Origin of the sequence: Acinetobacter sp. YH12064 (assembly GCF_013419735.1) — a bacterium.
Lineage (GTDB): Bacteria > Pseudomonadota > Gammaproteobacteria > Pseudomonadales > Moraxellaceae > Acinetobacter > Acinetobacter amyesii.
Window position 1 is genome coordinate 1 of record NZ_VOZP01000015.1, and the last position, 18,943, is coordinate 18,943.

At 36.3% G+C, this 18,943-nt stretch carries 11 protein-coding genes, 7 pseudogenes and 1 other annotated feature; of the genes and pseudogenes, 5 read left to right on the forward strand and 13 right to left on the reverse strand.

Translation table 11 applies throughout. The annotated features are described in order from the left end of the window. Positions 1 to 187 (forward strand): annotated as a pseudogene (locus FTU13_RS14265) (IS5/IS1182 family transposase); the annotation flags it as partial. Positions 188 to 327: 140 nt separating this feature from the next. Here the strand turns inward: FTU13_RS14265 and FTU13_RS14270 are convergent. Further along, a complete protein-coding gene (locus FTU13_RS14270; protein WP_180128746.1) occupies positions 328 to 783 on the reverse strand; it encodes a hypothetical protein in 456 nt (151 codons plus the stop codon). Positions 784 to 948: 165 nt separating this feature from the next. Further along, complete coding sequence (locus FTU13_RS14275; protein WP_180128744.1) at positions 949 to 1,170, reverse strand: hypothetical protein; 222 nt, start codon at positions 1,168 to 1,170, stop codon at positions 949 to 951. 41 nt (positions 1,171 to 1,211) lie between these two features. On the opposite strand from FTU13_RS14275, the pseudogene FTU13_RS14280 reads away from it, so the two are divergent. After that, positions 1,212 to 2,160: pseudogene (locus FTU13_RS14280) on the forward strand (IS5 family transposase). 22 nt (positions 2,161 to 2,182) lie between these two features. Here the strand turns inward: FTU13_RS14280 and FTU13_RS14285 are convergent. From FTU13_RS14285 to FTU13_RS17510, 3 genes and pseudogenes are all read right to left on the reverse strand, one after another. Continuing rightward, a complete protein-coding gene (locus FTU13_RS14285; protein ID WP_180128743.1) occupies positions 2,183 to 2,371 on the reverse strand; it encodes a hypothetical protein in 189 nt (62 codons plus the stop codon). Positions 2,372 to 2,709: 338 nt separating this feature from the next. After that, the gene (locus FTU13_RS14290; RefSeq protein WP_180128742.1) at positions 2,710 to 3,048 is read right to left on the reverse strand and encodes a hypothetical protein; all 339 of its coding nucleotides are present in this window, start codon (positions 3,046 to 3,048) and stop codon (positions 2,710 to 2,712) included. 492 nt (positions 3,049 to 3,540) lie between these two features. Further along, positions 3,541 to 4,266 (reverse strand): annotated as a pseudogene (locus FTU13_RS17510) (RHS repeat-associated core domain-containing protein); the annotation flags it as partial. Between FTU13_RS17510 and FTU13_RS14300 the strand changes: the two are divergent. Then, positions 4,263 to 4,592 (forward strand): annotated as a pseudogene (locus FTU13_RS14300) (transposase); the annotation flags it as partial. The pseudogenes FTU13_RS17510 and FTU13_RS14300 overlap by 4 nt on opposite strands. Positions 4,593 to 4,652: 60 nt before the next feature. On the opposite strand, the gene FTU13_RS14305 reads toward FTU13_RS14300, so the two are convergent. From FTU13_RS14305 to FTU13_RS14330, 6 genes and pseudogenes are all read right to left on the reverse strand, one after another. Continuing rightward, complete coding sequence (locus FTU13_RS14305; protein ID WP_180036286.1) at positions 4,653 to 5,114, reverse strand: hypothetical protein; 462 nt, start codon at positions 5,112 to 5,114, stop codon at positions 4,653 to 4,655. 515 nt (positions 5,115 to 5,629) lie between these two features. Continuing rightward, a pseudogene (locus FTU13_RS14310) lies at positions 5,630 to 8,635 on the reverse strand (RHS repeat-associated core domain-containing protein); the annotation flags it as partial. A 77-nt stretch (positions 8,636 to 8,712) separates the two neighbouring features. Further along, a complete protein-coding gene (locus tag FTU13_RS14315; protein WP_180128740.1) occupies positions 8,713 to 9,936 on the reverse strand; it encodes a hypothetical protein in 1,224 nt (407 codons plus the stop codon). A 66-nt stretch (positions 9,937 to 10,002) separates the two neighbouring features. After that, the gene (locus tag FTU13_RS14320) at positions 10,003 to 10,899 is read right to left on the reverse strand and encodes a hypothetical protein (RefSeq protein ID WP_180081926.1); all 897 of its coding nucleotides are present in this window, start codon (positions 10,897 to 10,899) and stop codon (positions 10,003 to 10,005) included. Between the two features lie 13 nt (positions 10,900 to 10,912). Beyond that, positions 10,913 to 13,660 carry a type VI secretion system Vgr family protein gene (locus FTU13_RS14325; RefSeq protein ID WP_180128739.1) on the reverse strand — a complete coding sequence of 916 codons (2,748 nt, stop codon included), beginning with the start codon at positions 13,658 to 13,660 and terminating at the stop codon, positions 10,913 to 10,915. A 386-nt stretch (positions 13,661 to 14,046) separates the two neighbouring features. Continuing rightward, positions 14,047 to 14,335: pseudogene (locus FTU13_RS14330) on the reverse strand (transposase); the annotation flags it as partial. Positions 14,336 to 14,824: 489 nt separating this feature from the next. Between FTU13_RS14330 and FTU13_RS14340 the strand changes: the two are divergent. Both FTU13_RS14340 and FTU13_RS14345 read left to right on the forward strand, forming a co-directional pair. Then, on the forward strand, positions 14,825 to 16,129 hold the full coding sequence (locus FTU13_RS14340; protein WP_180128738.1) for a type II toxin-antitoxin system HipA family toxin: 1,305 nt from the start codon (positions 14,825 to 14,827) through the stop codon (positions 16,127 to 16,129). Further along, the gene (locus tag FTU13_RS14345; RefSeq protein ID WP_004871362.1) at positions 16,122 to 16,400 is read left to right on the forward strand and encodes a helix-turn-helix domain-containing protein; all 279 of its coding nucleotides are present in this window, start codon (positions 16,122 to 16,124) and stop codon (positions 16,398 to 16,400) included. Before FTU13_RS14340 ends, FTU13_RS14345 begins: the two co-directional genes overlap by 8 nt. 15 nt (positions 16,401 to 16,415) lie before the next feature. Here the strand turns inward: FTU13_RS14345 and FTU13_RS14350 are convergent, their stop codons facing one another. Further along, positions 16,416 to 17,627, reverse strand: a complete 1,212-nt coding sequence (locus FTU13_RS14350; protein ID WP_180128736.1) for an integrase arm-type DNA-binding domain-containing protein — start codon at positions 17,625 to 17,627, stop codon at positions 16,416 to 16,418. Between the two features lie 381 nt (positions 17,628 to 18,008). After that, positions 18,009 to 18,833, reverse strand: a pseudogene (locus tag FTU13_RS14355) (IS3 family transposase); the annotation flags it as partial. Beyond that, positions 18,443 to 18,559 (reverse strand) — a sequence feature (AL1L pseudoknot). Its footprint overlaps the pseudogene before it by 117 nt. Positions 18,834 to 18,943: the final 110 nt, after the last annotated feature.

An 18,943-nucleotide genomic window follows, 5' to 3' on the forward strand; every position in this document is an offset into this window, starting at 1 on the left:
ATGGAAAAAATGGTCCGGCTATCATTGCCGAAGTTTGGTCGAAACTAAGATGCATTGCATCAAATTATTGGGGGATAAACTCAGTGCAAGAAAATTTGATAGCCAAGTCAATGAAATTCATACACGTGTAGCAGTCCTAAACAGATTTACGGAATTAGGTCGACCACTTACCCAAGTTATGCCTTAAATTTGGCTCAATTAGGGGGCTTTGTATTTCAAATCTTTGTGCAACAAAGCCAGTGTAAAATATATCCTCAAACTTAATCATGCAATCAACTTTCTTAATTTTTTATGTTACTATTAAAAAACCATTAGCTAAAATTAAAATCAATCAATTGGACAACCAGTTAATTGCTTATTTCTATCAACATCTTTATAGAAAGCAACCCAAACATACACCCTATTATTATCTAAATCATCCCGGAAATAATTACCCTCCCTATCTTTTAATACCTGTTGGTTGGGATATAAAACTCTTATAGATTCATTTTTACCCCTACAAAAAACCCAATATTTATTATCTATTATGTAGTTTAAATACCATCCATTATTTAAAAATTTTTTTATTGTTTTATCAAACCTTTCATTTGAAAAATTTTTCTTTTCCAAACTTAAGGTAACCATATTATAGTATGAATTACCACCATATGATTCAACAACATAGCCATCATTAAAATTTTCTTTTAAATCTTTAGAAAACCTACCATTATATTCTTTTTCATTGGTAATGCATCCTACCTGCAGAACACTACAGAATAATATAAAAATTAATAATAATTTCATTTTAACCTCAAAAAGATTTATGCCATTGATCAAGAACATTCCCTATACTAGCCCCTTCAGGTGCCTTATTAAGAATACGTTCTATTTCTTTTGCTTCCACTTCTCTATTTATTTTTTTCAAATAGTCTACAGGAGATAAGTTTTTGTCACTTACTCCTCCGAAACTTAGATCCCATCCTGGTTACCAATACCTAACTCAAATGCAAATGGTTGTTTTCCATTTATAGTATTCGCTACCATATCTTTATTTACAACGGTACTTCCCCCAAACTTAATTAATGCACCAGCATTTCCAGATAAAGATGCTCCTTGAATAAAGTTATCTGTAATTTCTGTGTAATTTGAGCCTTGACCATTAAATATACGCCCCATCAGGCTTTGTTGCACAAACCTATCTGTAAAGGCTTTTTCAGCGATATAATTTTCAAATGAAGAAGCCTACACACAAAATCTATCGCACAACCAATTGGCCCGCATATAACCGAGCACTCATGAGTCGCGGAAATATTGCCATTTGGTTTGATCCTGCTACGCAATGGTATGCTCCATCAAAAGGCAAACAAGGGCGAAATCAAACCTACTCCGACGCAGCTATCCAATGCTGTCTGATGATTAAATCTCTATTCCGTCTGTCTTTACGTATGGTCAGAGGCTTTGTTCAAAGTCTCATTCATCTTTATAGATTAGATTGGACAGCCCCAGATTATTCCACTATTTGTAGAAGACAAAAGCATATTGATATTGCAATTAACTATCAAAAAAGCAGTAATGGTCTCCATCTACTCGTTGATTCTACTGGCTTAAAGTTTTTAGGTGAAGGCGAATGGAAACGTAAAAAACATCAGCCTGAATATCGTCGCCAATGGGGTAAATTACATATTGGTATCGATGCTGAAACCCTTCAAATACGCGCTATTTAGCTCACAACCAACAATGTGAGTGATTCACAGGTGCTTGGTGATTTACGGGATCAGATTCCACAAGAAGAACAGATTGACTCCGTCTATACAGATGGGGCTTATGACACCAAGCAATGCCGCCAGGTAATCGCAGACCGACAAGCGCATGCGGTGATTCCACCAAGAAAAAATGCGAAACCTTGGAAAGATACAAAGACCAGCTCGCTAGAGCGAAATGAATTACTTCGAACAGTTAAACGTTTAGGCAGGACACTATGGAAAAAATGGTCAGGCTATCATCGCCGAAGTTTGGTAGAAACCAAGATGCATTGCATCAAATCTAACGAAGCAGTGCTTCTCAGGTGATTGGCTTAGTACAAGGAATTTCAAAAGCCAAGTCAATGACATGCATGCACGTGTGGCAGTATTAAATAAATTTACGGAGTTGGGCGGACCTCACACCCAAGTTGTCACTTAAATTTAGATAACTTGGGGAAAGTTTAGCTTTTGAATGTTTGTGCAACAAAGCAATTATAATCTGAAAAAATTAAGCTCATTTCATTCAAATATAATGCTTCGCTTTTATTCACTTCATTTTTCAACTGACTTAAGATCTGCCCTCTTTCTATTTTATTCTTTTCACAACTACATAAGAAAAAAATTACTGTAATCATTAAGAATAATTTCATATTATAGCCCTCCAAAAGAGCGCATTAATCTAATTGCATAAAGCTCGGTATCTTTAGTATTTCCTATTAATTTACTGTGTGAAAAGTCAAAATACGTTAAACTAGGTGTGGATATAAGCTCCTGTATTTACTTGAACTTCACCACTCGAAACAGGCACATCAGCACCGACAGCAACTCCACAAGGAAAACCAAATGAATTTCCATCTAAAGTTTGATCTGTTAGATATTCTCTATTCACCTTGGAATCTAACTCAAGTTATTTTTAGCGACAGAACCAGTGAGCTAGCAGCCTAAAATTTCCTAAGTGGAAGTCTCCTGTTATTTCAGCACGCATCAATCATTTAAAATACCCCAAAGCTTTTAACTTAGGAATAAATTTTTTATTAAAATAAATTATTGAAAAACTACAAACTAATGCAAAAGAAATCAAAGTAAAAGCAAAATAAATATTGTTTTGATCAAAATATATATGGAAATCATCTACAAACTCATGAATATGAAAAAAAGGAAAAATAAAAGCAATAGCAAACAGTAAATATAATAAAGAACTAAATACCACTTTAAAAAAATGACCAAGTATACTTACTTTAATTAAAGCTTTAGCATAAAAATTTAAAATTAAAATCATATAAATCATATATAACAAGAAAAACATAGCCGTTTTAAACCAAATCATTAACTATCTCACTAATTATTTTGCACAAGATGGCAAGGTTATTTTCCCAGTACCCATTAATTCACCAGCACCTGTTATTTTACCCTCTAGTAATGCCCCTGCTAGTTTGCCTGGAGTTCGATTAATTCCAGAAGTACCCAATGGTTTATTCATCAAATCTACTCTCATATATGGAGCCCTTTGAATTACTGCCTTATTCACAGATCCTCCAATGCCACCACCAACCATAGCTCCTACTACAGCACCAGCATCATAATTACACATATTCGCAACTTCCTTCTTCGCAGCAAATAATCCCACACCTTGACCCAGCACTGAAGAAACTCCTGCACCTCCTGCTGCACCTACAGCATGTGATGCCCAAGGATTTACAGCCCCCACTGCACCTCCTGCAACACACCCAATTGCAGCACCTTTCCACTCTCCTGTTGTATAACCACCAACAGCACCAGCTATGCAGCCATATGCAGCACCAGCAGCATTTAAGGGAGTTAATCCCAATTGATCAACCCACTGATTCGGATCACTCACATACGAAGAGTTATTCAACCCACCAAACAATCCAATCGGGTCTTTACTTACATATCTTGCACTATACGGCTCATAATAACGGTAACGGTTATAATGTAAGCCAGTTTCGTCATCGTAATATTGGTCTTGGAAACGAATATTAGTGTCTTCAAGCAATGCATTAGTGGCTTTTATTTCTATAGCTTCACCCCAAGTATCCTGCTTAATTTCCCAAACACACTCACCTAACTCATTAGTCAATGTTTGTGGCGTACCCACTTAGTCACAGTGATAAAAAGCAACTCGTTCCAACTCAGCTTTATTCTTTCGGGTTTCTGTTTTCCAAATCGGATCTTTATAAACCGAATAATCCTGATGCTGAAATTGGGCATAGTCAGGCGTTTCTAAAAGCTTGATAAACCCTGTATAGCTTGTTTGCAGTAGTGGTACAAAACTCTGTGGTTCATAGACATAATGCTTAGTGTAGTTTTCGTCTAATTTATTAGATTGCTGTGACTCCCAAATCATCAAGTCACCATCCCAGCCAAATATAGTCAGGGTTTGCGCATTTTGGTTTTTCTTAAATACGCGTCGTCCAAATACATCATAACCATATTCAGTCACCTGACCCTGATGATCACTGCAAATCAATCTATTCAGGTTATCTCATGTCAGTTTTAATGTTTTGCCCGCAGGGCTGCTTTCAATGCAGACAAGTCATTTTAGATCGAGATGCACATGCGATCATTCCACCTAGGAAGAATGCAAAGCCGTGGAAAGATCAGCAAGCGAAGTCAGTAGCGCGGAACGAGTTATTAAAAACAGTCAAACAGCTAGGTAGATCGCTTTGGAAAAAATGGTCAGGCTATCATCGGCGAAGTTTGGTTGAAACTAAGATGTACTGCATTAAATTATTAGGCGATAAACTCAGTGCTAAGAACTTTCAAAGCCAAGTCAATGAAGTACATGCCCGTATAGCCATTTTAAATAAATTTACAGACTTAGGCAGATCACATACCCGAGTTGTCACTTAAATTTGAGTTGCTTAAGGGAGTTTTACTTTTTAAATCTTTGTGCAACAAAGTCATTACTTACTAATTACCTTGTAAAATAGCTTTTATGTAGCTTAGTTTCTCTAGATCTTCCAAACTTTTGGTTTTCATATAAGTGCTATTTTTCATAAATTCTTCTATTTTTTTTTCAACTTCTGACTTTTGCACTGTACTTAAATTATCAAGAATAATTGAAAATTCAGGTCTATTATAATAAAAATTCATTACAACCACTGCTATTAATTCAGTAAATGTTTCATCATCTACTTTATACGGTAGTCTATTAATTTTATACATAAAATCATCAGAATCTTCACATACAAAATTATACCCTGTATCTTCAAACACTTTTATTGATTTTTCACTAATATTCAATATTTTACTTTGAACTTTGAATTTTTCAATAGAAATTTCACACTCTTTATCGATAAAATACCCACTACCAATTAAATATATAAATAAAATAGTGCAGCAAAAAATAACAGTTATAAAAAATTTTTTCATTACTCAACATCCAATATTCCATAAAGGTCAACAAAATCTGGCTTGTGTCCAAATTTCCTTTTGCTTTCTAAATCCCCTCCTTTAAAAACAAGCGCTTTATGCTTGTTCGTTTTTTGTATAAAACTAGATAATTTATCCCACTTCACATTTCCATTTTTTGCTCCCATTGAAGAGGGAATAGTCACACAGCCTGTACTATAAGTTCCTGGATGAAGTCTAAAATAGCCTCTCATTTTCTTGTTATTAAAATCATAAGTAAAATCATCTGTATGCATATCGACTGCATAAAGCTTGTACCAATGCTCTTTACCTTCACCCTCATGTGGGATTATCCAATATCTCCCTCTTGGAATAGCTTGCGACTCATCTAGTGATAAATTAGTTACTTGTTGAGTCATATGATCTACACTTGCATATCCACCTGTGAAAACGCCATTTATACCTATTGTTTCTTTTGAATCTAAATCAGAACCTTTAATTGTTCCATTCGATTTGTTAAAAACAATATGTACAATTAGTCCCATAGGATCCACCCACTGATTCGGATCACTGACATAAGCTGAATTATTTAAGCCCCCCATCAACCCAATCGGGTCTTTACTCACATAACGTCCACTGTACGGCTCGTAATAACGATAACGGTTATAGTGCAAGCCTGTCTCAACATCATAGTATTGCCCCTGAAAACGGATATTACTTTGTTCTAACAAATTGTCACTGGCTCTGATTTGCTGCGTATTGCCCCACGTATCCTGCACGATCTCCCAGACACATTCACCACGTTCATTACTTAAGGTTTGCGGTGTTCCCACTTGGTCACAGTGATAAAAAGCAACGCGTTCTAGCTCTGCTTTGTTCTTTCTCGTTTCTGTTTTCCATACAGGGTCTTTATAAATTGAGTAAGGTTCACGTTGGAATTTTGAATAGTCTGGGGTCTCAATCAGTTTGATAAAGCCTGTATAGCCTGTTTGGAGTAATGGTACAAAACTCTTTGCTTCATAGACATAATGCTTAGTATAGTTTTCATCAGCATTATTAGATTGCTGTGACTCCCAAATCATCAGGTCACCGTCCCAGCCAAATAAAGTCAGGGTTTGTGCAGTTTGGTTTTTCTTAAACAAACGTCGTCCAAATACATCATAACCATATTCTGTCACCTGACCCTGATGATCACAACGAACCAATCTGTTCAGGTTATCCCACGTCAGTTTTAATGTTTTGCCTGCATGGCTGCTTTCAATCACATTGCCTTGCGCATCGTATTTATAGTTTTTACCCTTATATTGAGCAATCAAATTACTTTTCACTTGAGATGCATGCGTGGCAATTGGGTCAATCAAATTCCCTGCTGGGTCAAAAGCAAAGCTTTCAGTTTGATGTAAGCTTTGACTCTGTGTTAAACGGCCAATTGCATCATACTGATACGTCAGCTTACCTAATCGGCTGTCATTTACTTGGGTGAGCAAATAATTTTGATCATATTGATAATGTCGTTCTGCTTGATGCTGTGTGCGACCGACGGTTTCCTGTTCTGGTCGAATGATTTGCGAAGTGAGTAAACCTACATCATTATAATTTTTAGTCTGAATTAAGCCATTCGCCAGCATACGAGTGGTTTCGCGGTGCAAGTCATCACGTTGAAACGCCGCCATATCTTGTTGATTAAATGCGATTCCATAGATATGACCTGAACCATAACTCAAATTGCTTTGAACCTGTCCATCAGGGCGAATCGTTTGAGTTAAATTTCCCAGCACATCATATTCATAACGCAGCACAGCCGTCAGCGGAGTTAAATGCGGCACTTTATAATGCTGATGTTCACGTACCAATTGGCCAAGCGCGTTGCGATAAAAATCGATTTGACTGTCTTTATTCGTCGCCTTACTCAACTGATGATTCAGGTTGTATTCAAATTCTTCTGTTTGACTTACACGTGTTTGCACATGGGTATAAGTTTTCGAAGCGATTGCGCCATCTGCAAAGTATGCAAATTGAGTAAACACATTCGGCTGACGGATTTGGAACAGCTGACCATTTTCATTGTAGCCATAGTGCTTTTCTTCGCCATCGAAAGCCTGTTCACGTGCCAATTGACCATAACGGTTATATTCAAATAAATATTCTGCATGGTTTTGATTGATCAGCTTTTGAATACGGCCTTGCTGATCCCATTGGTAGCCAATTTGATGACGGTTCGCATCTATACGCTGTTCGAGCAAACCCGCAGCATTATAACGGTACTGCGTGCTTAAACCTTTGGTATCCGTATGCTTCAGCAAGCGCCCTTCTTCATCATGCTCAAATTGTTCTTTTAAACCATCAGGATAAACAATTGCTCTAAGCTGACCTTTGTCTTTACCTTCTGAGCTGTAGATATATTTGACTTGCTTTGCATCAGCAGACTGCTGGGCCGTCAGTGCGCCTTCTTCATCGTATTCCCATGCGCTTTCTTTACCTGAACAATCGCTATATGCGGTCATTTGTCCCAAATCATTGTATTGAATTTTTTTAGCGCCGCCTTTGGCATCAATGATTTCTATAACTTGATTATCGTTGTTGTATTTATATTGCGTGCTATGACCTAAAGGATTAATTTCCTTGGTGACATTACCATCCGCATCGTATTCTTTTTTCCAAATATTCCCTTCTGGATCTTTAGTCTCAGTTAAATTCCCTGCTTTATCATATGCAAAGCGGATCATACCACCATTCGGCTGTACGATTTTAACCAACTGATCTTGCTCGTTATAAATTTGTTCGGTTTCTAGGCCTGCAAAATCAATTTGACGGGTAATGCGTTTTTGACTGTCACGAGAGAGCTACTTTTCTCGGCCATCAGCTAAGCGTGTGCGATAGGTAAAACCATCTAAATCAAAGTAGTAATAGGTTGGCACATCATAAGCATCGTACACAGCAACTTGGCGCAGTCTCGGGTGCCACTCCAAACGTGTTTTAAAACTACCATCATCTGCCCATTCTGCGATGGCTTTGGCATTCGCCTCTTTTGATTCATAACGGATATTTTGCCCACGACCAGTACGGTCGGTATAGCGAGTCAGTTGATGCGCATCATTATATTCATAGCTGCGTACATGGCCATTTTGATCCACTGCCTGAATTAAATTACCTTGCGTATCATATTTATAGCGTGAAACTGGCTCTGCTTGCTCATCCACAAAGGCAGCAATGATTTTCACTTGTTCATTAAAGGCAAACTTGAGCTGGTGTTTGCCTCGCTTCAGTTGAAAATCAATACTTTGCAGATAAGCCTGCTGTTCAAATAGTAAATAACTTAAAGCAACTTTTTCATCTGTTTCTTCATTGAATTGCTGAATCAACTGATAGTGCTTTCCACCATTGAAACTATGAAAATGAAAACTCCACGCTGAACGAAAATTCAGCAGCAAGACTTCATTTTCTAAAGGTTCTAACCTAAAGCCTTCATAGGGTGCAGTATGGGCCTTATACAAAGTGGGATTAGATAGCTGATATATATAAAAACGATCAATAAATTGATAATTCCCAGTATTTCAATTTTTTAACTTAAAAACTTTATAACCAAATATATATTAATTAGATAGCTTTTAAAAATATATCAAGGCAATAATGAACTAAATTTAGTTAACTCTCTCGATGACACTTTTCCACCTTTAAGTATAAAAACTTTATTAGTTTTATTATCAAAAGTAGAAGCCTGAATCATATTACCTTCTTCATCAATTTGCCAACTTCGACCTTTATCAAAACTAACCGCTGCTATATCTCTTTGATAAGGGTAGCTATTTGAATTTTTAAAACCTGAACTGTATAAAACTCGATTCTGACCCATATATAATTTACTCAACTGTAATGCATTTCCAATTTTTACTTTTTCAAGCCATTGATATTTATTTTGTTCATTTGGTGCGGCAACTAAAAAGGTAGTTTCAGTATCTACATGACCATAGGTTTTTTTCTCAAAATCATAAACCATCCCTAAAACGTAAAGTTTTTCCCCTTCACTATTAATATCCACAATATCTGATTTTGGTAGAGTGAGGATAGGTGAATATTGATCTATACGATTGTCTTTGGGATCATCACTCCACGGAAACTTATAAACCACACTTTGATATTGGCCTTGATGATCGAATAAATTAGAAAAATAAAAATCTTTGGTTTTCTCATCAAAATGATAGGAGTTAAAAAACTCATCCATTCTAAATTCATATTTCATCGCATTTAATTGGTCAACAATTTGCTTTGGCATATGGATTTGTATCCATGTTTTTCCTGCATCAGAGGTACGCCACAACGTCTTTTGCTCACCTATGGCATATCCATATACACCAGTTTCATCGAAAAGTACTTGTTTAACTTGTCTAAATGGCGGCCAACTTTTAAGTTGAGTAAAAGTTTCTCCACCATCTATCGATTTAAATATTTTATAACGTCGTGCTTTTCTAATTTGATCTTGTTCAGGAATCGTATCGACGAGTACATAATCTAAAAAATAGGTATTAATATAAATCGTGTTAAGATCAGCTGATTGCCACCATTGTCCAGTCTGAGCTGGTTCTTTAAATACTAATTTGTCTGGCTTTCCTTTTCCCCCTGATAACACCTCAACGGTCATACGGTTTAAAACTTGACTATTGTCTCTCATCCATTCTTCTTTATACTTTGAATCTATAAATTCACCTTTCTCATTTAAGATATCAACAAACTCAATTTTTTCTTGATTGATATAAAATAACAATGCTTTGTCTTTGTTTGCGTTAATCGCTAAGATCCCGCCATTAAAATTATTTTTAGCAAACTCAAATTCAGTTGCCCACATTAGACTGCATCCTGTAAAGAAAAAAAGACTGAGGAGAAAGATAAAGTACTTATTTTTGATCATGGCTTAATCCACAAAAATTGATCGTATGCGTTTTATGGTGTTATCAAATAAGAATTTAGCCGTTCCACCTATAAAGGGATAAACCACTTCTGCTACTTGTACCGCTTGATCCCATGTTTCAAAATCCATCCATTCTTGAAGATTCGGCTCAGCAATAATACGAAGTAAATCAGTAAACGGAATTTCTTGAATGCCACCATCTATATATGCTGGAACATGCGAATTAAATGCAAAAGTTTTAAAGTCTTTATCACTAAGTTCAACGGTTTGCTTTTTAAAAGTCATGTTCTGACTGGCTTTTGGTGCTAACTTACAAGGCAATTTAATCACATCGCCTTTATTATTTTGATCTAAACCAAGATCCATATATTTTTGTAAATATTTTCTGGCATTGACTAACCATCTTTTCCCCTCAGGGCTTTTCATACTTGGGAGTAAATAAGCACCAAAACGTGAACAGTAATAGTATCCATACGCACGATAATAAGTAGGCGGCAGATGCCCGCAAGTGGCTGTATGACGCTTCATAAAGTCAGCGTAACGTGACCAGTTTGGATCAGACCCATCTAATTTAAGCAAAGATTCTCTATTTTTGATGACCTTTAATGCAACCTCTAAAGCGAGTTGCCAACGTTCTTGTGTTTTTGTAACATCGATTAATACATCTGCATGATTTAAGAAATATCGGATATTAATTCCATTTTTATTAACGGTTTCGCCTTTTTTTATAGGATCATCTTTATAAGGAACATAGTAATAACCACAATTTCCATAAACATGGTCTAGTGCCATATTCACAACAGTATTGCATTTTTCTTGTGGATTCACATAGACCTTAGCAACACTATTATTTCCAACTGGTGTCAAACTTTGATTTATACTTTTCTTTTGTTCAGACATCTCATTTCCAGAACTAATTATGATCGTCAATAAATTCAATAGAGTTTATTTTTAACTGTTTAGAAGACAAAGCTGTCTCTGTGTAACCCTTGTCGTCAGTAGTCCCCTCTAACTCACTGCCATCACTTAACGTTAAGAGATATTTAGTATTTTTAACTGCAATATTTTTTACTTCATCAAATACCTTAACTTTTAGATCATAGAGCTGATTTCCTATAATACTTTTATCCACCGATTCGCCAGATTTAAAAGCATGCTGTCCAGCTTTAGACTCATTAATACCACTAGTTTTAGAATAAATTCCTGTATCTTTTATACTGATTTGAGAGCTCCCACCCGTAATCACGACTTCTGTCGGACTTGTAATGTAAACCTTTCCTTCTGTCGATTTAATTGTTAAGTCTTTTCTCGAAATAATATCTAAAGCATTAGAAATTGATTTAATTAAAATTTTACCCACACCTGTGATTAAACTTGCATCTTCTCTTGCTGCAAAGAGACTAATTTTTTTACTCGCTTGAGCAATTAGGCTATTTTGAGTAGAAATATTGATGCTTTCACCTGCACTATGAACCATAAAGCCTTTCGCCACAGTATGGATATTTTCTTCACTATTTATTCCTATACTCTTTGGTGAAGCTAGAACCATCACAGCCGATTTGAATGCATTCGCTTTTTCTAAATCTTCAGTTGAAAGCTGTTCAATAAATTCTTGGAACTTGCTTAAAATTTCTAGCGATGTACTTTCCAACTCTACAGCCGTCTTATTCAATGCTGTTGCTTGGTTCAAGCTCTCTAAAAACTGCTCTTGAGTCATTTTTAGCTGTAGATGATCTTTAGATGCTTTAATTTGCTGATAAGTACTTAGTAGTAAACCTTGTCCAGCTCGTACTGCCCCCCATTGATCTGTCCGCAGCTCAAAACCTTCACCCCGATCTTTACTTTCTGCTTTATCTTTTGGATGACTGAGCTTACCGAGGTTCAGTTGGCTCGCACCATGACTACTTTGCAGCTGGGTACTAATTTGCCCCGTGGTGTCATCAAAGCGTAATTGACCAAAACCCTCTCCCGCCACTTCTTTGGAACGAATTCCCGCGAGTTTTTTGGTATCTGGTAATTGTCCTTTATTGTCAAATTTAGCAGGACTGCGCTGCGCTTCGTGAATACGCCCCACGACAAATGGTCGGTCAATGTTGCCATCAAAGAAATCAACGACGACTATTTCACCAACTCGAGGTAAGAAGCGTGCACCATAACCTTCGCCGGCCCAAGGGGTCACCACATCAACCCAAGCCGAGTCTGTGTCATTATTGTTCGCACCTGCACCACCATCATGGCTATGATCATCAGAACGGGTAAACAAGAAACGGACTTTTATCCGCCCCCATTCATCAACATGGATTTCTTCACCGGCAGGCCCCACAACTTTAGCACGCTGCGGATGTGTTACTGGTCGATGTGTAAGTGGATTAAATTCAGGAACGGTCGTAATATTTCGACGTTGCAAAGCCAAGGTATTGGCTTGGCGTTCATCCGCATCGCTTTGTTTGACTTGCCACTGACTTTGATGGATTAACTGTGTAACTTGATCGGATAAATCTTTGGGTAAATTATTTTGGTTATAAAAAGACTTGGATAAAATCAAAAACTCTTGATCTGCACCACGATGCTGGTCAATCTCTGGATGCTCATCCAATTTGAACCAATAACCAACTTGTGTATCACGCACGGTACTTTTAGCAATAAATTGTTTGGCTTGAGCTGCATAATAATCACTAAAATTTTGATTGAGACGTTCAACTTGAGCACTATTAGAGGCAGTTGCAGCATCTTCACCATTCAGATCTTGCATCCATGCAGGGCTCACATGCCATGCCTGCTCTAAGCTTAAGCTCGCATTATCTTGATTTTGGCTATGTAGGTGCTTGCTTTGTACTGCACCACCCCCCTCGTCCTGTTCAAGCACATCCGCCTGCCATCGTTGCACATGTACCGACGTCGGTTGCAAACTGCGGTGACCTATAAAACTGGTCATACTGTCATTTTTTTCAGTCGCACTACTGCGATGAAAACGGATATTACGTCGCTCCAAAGCTTGATATTGGCTATTATCATCAATCAAACGTAGCTTTTGAGCTGCTATGGGTGTCGCAGACGATGTTACAAAAGATTGAGCTTCATCAACCAACCAATGAATGCCTTCACTGCGTAGTAAGCGGGTAATAAAATCATAGTCAGTTTCATTACTTTGCATCATGAATGGTCGAACGTCATACTCTTTTTTTAAGCCGCTTAAGTCCAAACTTAAGCTCGCTGCAAAAAGTGGGCTCTTTTTTTGCCATTCTTTAAAAATAATTTCGACTACATCTTTGACCGATTTATTCATAAACACACGGCTATTACGACGCTTATGCCACAATGCCGTTGCATCTTCTAAAGTCAACTTATATAGCGTTAATGCACCATCACTTTGGCCTTGAAATGCTTCTGTAATGATCCCAGTAATACGAAAAAGCTGACCCGCATCGGTCACCTGATCGATTGCGACTTGCGTACCAATAAATTGTTTGAGTTCTAAAATGGCAGAAGTAGACAGACAAATCAGTTGAACATTTAAACCCGTACTAAGCGCATGTTCCCCATCAATGCGTTGTAAAAATACCGCCTGATTTAATGTCGAATTTGAAAATTGAATGTGCAAAGCACGTTTTTGTGGACTAATGCCCAATTTCTCAAGTGCAGAATAAATATTGTTCAGCATGTTTATTATCAAAAATCGATTTTTTATAAAATACGGCGGTATTTAATCAAGAAAATTCATATATTCCAAGGCTTCGGCGCCTAACTTTGTTTGGCTTTATGTAAGCGAAAAGCCCCTTATTGATGGAAAAAGAGACGCATCCACCTCGATACGTCTCTTTCGTTTAATCCAACTCAACTCAAACCCAATACTATTAAGTTACATTTAAAAAATCGTGAATATTTTCCAATTGCGCTAACGCCTCAAGATGTCCTTGTAAAGCCGCTTTTTGCAAATGTTGTTCTGCAATTTTAAGATCGCTTTCTACCCCGATGACATGAATATATAGATAAGCCAACTTTCCAAAATATGTTAAAAGGCTAAGTGGATTTCATCAAACTCAGGTTTCTACAAAGTGTAGTGTAATCTGGTGCTGTCCAATCTAGACCGCATAGTTTAATCAGGCTTTGAACAGAGCCAGTGACCATGCGTAAAGACAGACGAAATAGGAATTTAATCATTAAGCAGCATTGGATTGCTGCATCAGAATAGGTTTGATTTCACCCGTGTTTATCAATGGACGGAGCAACCATTGGGTCGCTGAATCAAACCAAATTGATATATTTCCTCGATTGATCAAGGCTTTATTGTAGGTGGACAATTGGATGTACGATAGATTTTTTGGTGTGAGCTTATGAGTATTATATTACTGAATAAGCCCTTAGAGGTAGGTTTGTGCAACAAAGTCCAATTAGATTAAGTTAGGTTTAATAAGTTTAATATATTTCTTGAAATGCTATGTCCAGTGCGTCATCAACAGATTTATCTTGTTGTACAACAATTTGTCTAACTTTTCTTAGCTTCAGTCAGATATAAGACACGCCCATCTTCCTGCATGACACGGGTATGTTCTAAATAATACAGAATTGCTCTTTTTGAATGTAGAATCGCTTTTAGATCAGATGGATTAAGTTATTCCATTTATTTTCTCCTTTTGAATATTTAATCAAAAAAATTGCATAAAGAAGTTAGTAATTTAGCAATACGACAAGTTATGACGTTTAAAATGATTGCTTATAGTGCAAATTAAATGATTCTAAATCAGAGTAGGAAATTCAATATATATCTACTATAATAAATAACTATAGCCGAAAATAGATACTAATTTTTTATTTTAATACATATATGAATCAATATTGCACACTTCAAATTTTTCAAAATAACGAATGGCAAGATTGCGCTATCGTTGAATTAATTGCTAATCAAGAGCAGGGCTGGAGAGCATCTACACGAACGTCATACTTATTTGAATATGCTATTGAACATATGGATTTAAGAGATGGTCATGCTCTATCATTCCAATTTCCAGTCAATGTACAAAACAACTTAGAAAACCAATGGCCAGCATTTCTCATGGACTTGCTACCTCAAGGTTATGGGCGAAAGGAGCTTTTAAATCAGCTGGGTTTTTCAATTAATGCAGAAGAACAAGCTGATTGGCCCCTACTGAAATCTGGGGCAGGTAATCCTATTGGTAATCTACGAATTAAAGAAGCTTATGACTGGCTTCAAGATCATTTTCCGACAGTGAAACCTCGTGGATTTAGCCTAAGCGAAATAATTGAAAGGAAAGAAAATTTCATTGAGTCACTTGCATCATATGGCTTATTTGTTGCTGGTTCTTCAGGTGTTCAAGGTGAATGGCCTAAACTATTACTAACACAAGGATATGATGGTCTGTTTTATTTAGATCACAGTCTTCCAGATGAACTAACAGCAAAGCATTGGCTAGTTAAATTTAGTCGTGGAAATGATCAAAAACTGGAAAAAATACTGTTACATGAAGCAATTTACATGAAATTAGCTCGGTATTTAGGTCTAAGAGTGTTCAAGGACTTGGAACTTCACCAGAGAACGCTATTTATTCCACGTTTTGATCGCCAAATTATCAATGGTAAAGTCGAAAGATTTGCACAAGAAAGCCTAGCCTCTTTAAGTGGTAAAGCTGGCTTCGGCGTTAAAATGACACATAATCAAATCTGTACATTGATCATGGAATGTTGCTCATCACCAAAAGCTGAAATTTTTGAATATTTGAAACGAGATATCGCTAATGTTGCATTAGGAAATAAAGATAATCATACCCGTAATACCGCAATTCAACGTTTAAATGACGGCACAATTCAATTAACACCCCTCTTCGATTTTGCACCAATGTGGCTTCATCCTGACGGAATTGCACGTACTACACGTTGGGAAAAAGATGACCATGGAGGAATGCCTATATGGGGATCTGTCATAACGCAAATAGAAGAATGTACAGGAATAGATTCAACTGAAATTAAACATACAATGATTCAACAATTGCCACTGTATGAAAATTTGCTCGATGAAATGAAAAAAATAAATATAGATGATGAGATTCTACAAAATAGTCATCATCGTATATTGAATATATGCCAACAGATTCAGGAGCTTTCTAATGGATAAACGTTATAAGCCTATGACGGCAATCGAGCAAATGAATAAACGCTTACAAGTCTTAGAAAATATAAATAACAATCCTGAGTGGCAAATTTACCAGATTGCATCATACATTAGAAAAGAACTACATTTAACATTAAATGAAATGAGTAAAATTACTAAAATTGCACCACAGACTTTACAGAAAATGGAGCAACCTGATAGTAATCCAACATTAGATTCTATAAATAAGTTGTTAAATGCATTTGGTTTAAAATTTATTATTAAATCAAAATAGTTTAATTTAAATTACCTATAAACTAGATTTTGATTTATTTTCTAAATAGTCACCCCACCACTGCATCATATCAGCTCTTTGTTGAATATAATCTGCATGGTTATAACTAGCACGTGTTTTATTCTTATCTACATGTGAAAGCTGAGCCTCAATCCAACTATCTTGAAATAAGCCAGAATCATTTAAAATAGTACTGAATGTTGATCTTAAACCGTGTGAGGATAGCTCATTTTTTTTGTATCCCATCTTACGAATGGCTGAATTTATTGTGTTAAAATGCAATGGCTTATCTTTAATTTTTGGGCTGGCAAAAACATAACGATCGCCTTGTGACCACTCTAGTGCAGATCTAACAATGCTCACCGCTTGCGATGATAATGGAACTAAAAAATCAGGAATATCATAACCTGCTATCACTTTTCGACGATATTGCTTGATATGTAAAGCAGGTATTTTCCAAAGATTGTTATCAAAATCAAAATGATGAGGTTCTGCAGGCAATAACTCTGCCCCCCTGACTCCAGTATATAATTTAAATAGGATTGCTTTTTTTATAATCGGATCTGTATTTAGTTGAGTTATTCTAAGAATAAAATTAGAAATTTCTTCATCTTTTAAATAGGGATAATTTTTCTTTAATTTCCCTTTCAATAATATTTTATTTAGACCATAAGCTTGATTATAATCACAGTATCCCATTGCAACTGCAAAATCATAGATTTGATTTAAATAGCTATACGCTTTTTTTACAGGTTCCTTAACTTCCCTATTTTCAATCTGCTTAATTACCTTAACTAAATCAGTTCTTTTAATTTTGCTAAAATCTATATCACCAATAACGGGATAAATGTCATTTATTAAACATGCATTCGCCAATTGGATTACACCACCACGTGGTTGATCTTTAAATGAATTATTTGTTTTAAACTCTAACCATTCTTCACAAACAACTTTAAAAGTTTGAATTTTCTCCTGAACTAAATTTTGTGTAGAAAATTTAGTTGCCTTATAGGAGTCTCTGGCCACTCTAGCCTCTTTGAGATTCATCTCAGGATATGTACCTAGAGTGACTCGTGGTCTTTTACCCGTTTCTGCAACTGAATATCGATAACTCCAAGACTTTTTTCCATTAGGATCGACTTTTAAGCTTAAACCATCATCATCAGCTAAAAAGTAAATTTTTTCTTTTGGATATGACTTTCGTACTTGTGTTTCCGTAAGACTCATAAATTTTTATAAACCAGCATAATGATCCCCATTATCTAAATTATATCAAAAATAAGCATTATTATGTGATGCGTATATTACGCATCACATAAGAAATTATATATATGTTTTTTATAAATATTATTGTGAGTTCTTAAGTTGAAGTAACCAAAAAAGTAACCACTGTTAAAATCTGTTAAGCAACAAAAATCAGTGATAGTTAATCATTAATCTGCAATGGGTTTGTTTTACAGACCTCGTAACCGAGCCTGAATTATTCGAGGCAATATTTCTATCAGGTTCTATTCTTTGACTCAATGGTATGTTCATCCGCAAGAAAAAATGGATCAAATCAAACTTAGTCCAATACAGAAATTTAATACTGCTTAAGGTATGTCGATATTGCCATCCAACAATTGCTCGTGAGCACACATCAATAATAAAGGAGGTATAGACCCAGCCTGAATGAGTTCGAATATACATAAAGTCACCGACCTGAGAAGCATCGCTTCGCAAGGGTTTGGATGATCAGCACTAAAATTACGTTTCACTAGATCATTTGCCTGTTTTTGGTCATCTCGGCTGCGGGTAGTTTATTTGTTCTTACCACGCCAAACACCTTGTATATCTAGCTTCTGCATCAATCGAGCAACTGTATAACGTGCAATAACATAGCCTTCACGTTTCAGTTGTTGCCAGACCTTACGCACACCATATCGACCTGAATTTTCTTTCCAAATTCGTTGAATTTGTTCAGCATGATGCTCATCATGTAGATTTCGTTTCGCTCGATGTTCTGGATTGTCAGCGAGATCTAAAGTTCGGTAATAGGTTGAAGCTGCGATCGGTAAAATCCTACAAATCGCATCAACACCATTTAAGTCTTTATTGTTATGGATGAAATCCACCATTATTTGTGTGGGCGGTCGAGCTCCGCCTGGGCGAAAAAAGCGGCTGCTTTACGTAGAATTTCATTTGCACGCTTTAATTCTTTAATTTCACGTTCCATTGCTTCATTTTTTCTTGATCAGATATCTATTGTACTTTAATAGGATTTTGCTGATCTAAATGCTTTTGATGCCAGGCACGAAGTGTTTCAGGAGTACAACCAATCTTAGGCGCAATTGCTGTGATTGCAGCCCAAGTAGAAGGATAATCTTTTTCAGATTCAATCAATAATTGAACCGCTCTTTCTCTGATTTCAGGGGTATATTTTAATTTTGTCATCGGGGTAGTCTCAGAATATTGACTCTCCGACAAACCCGGTACGGTTCATATCGTATTATTACTATTAAACATTAGGACTAGAGCATAGGTTTGGTGTGGTAACTTAACGG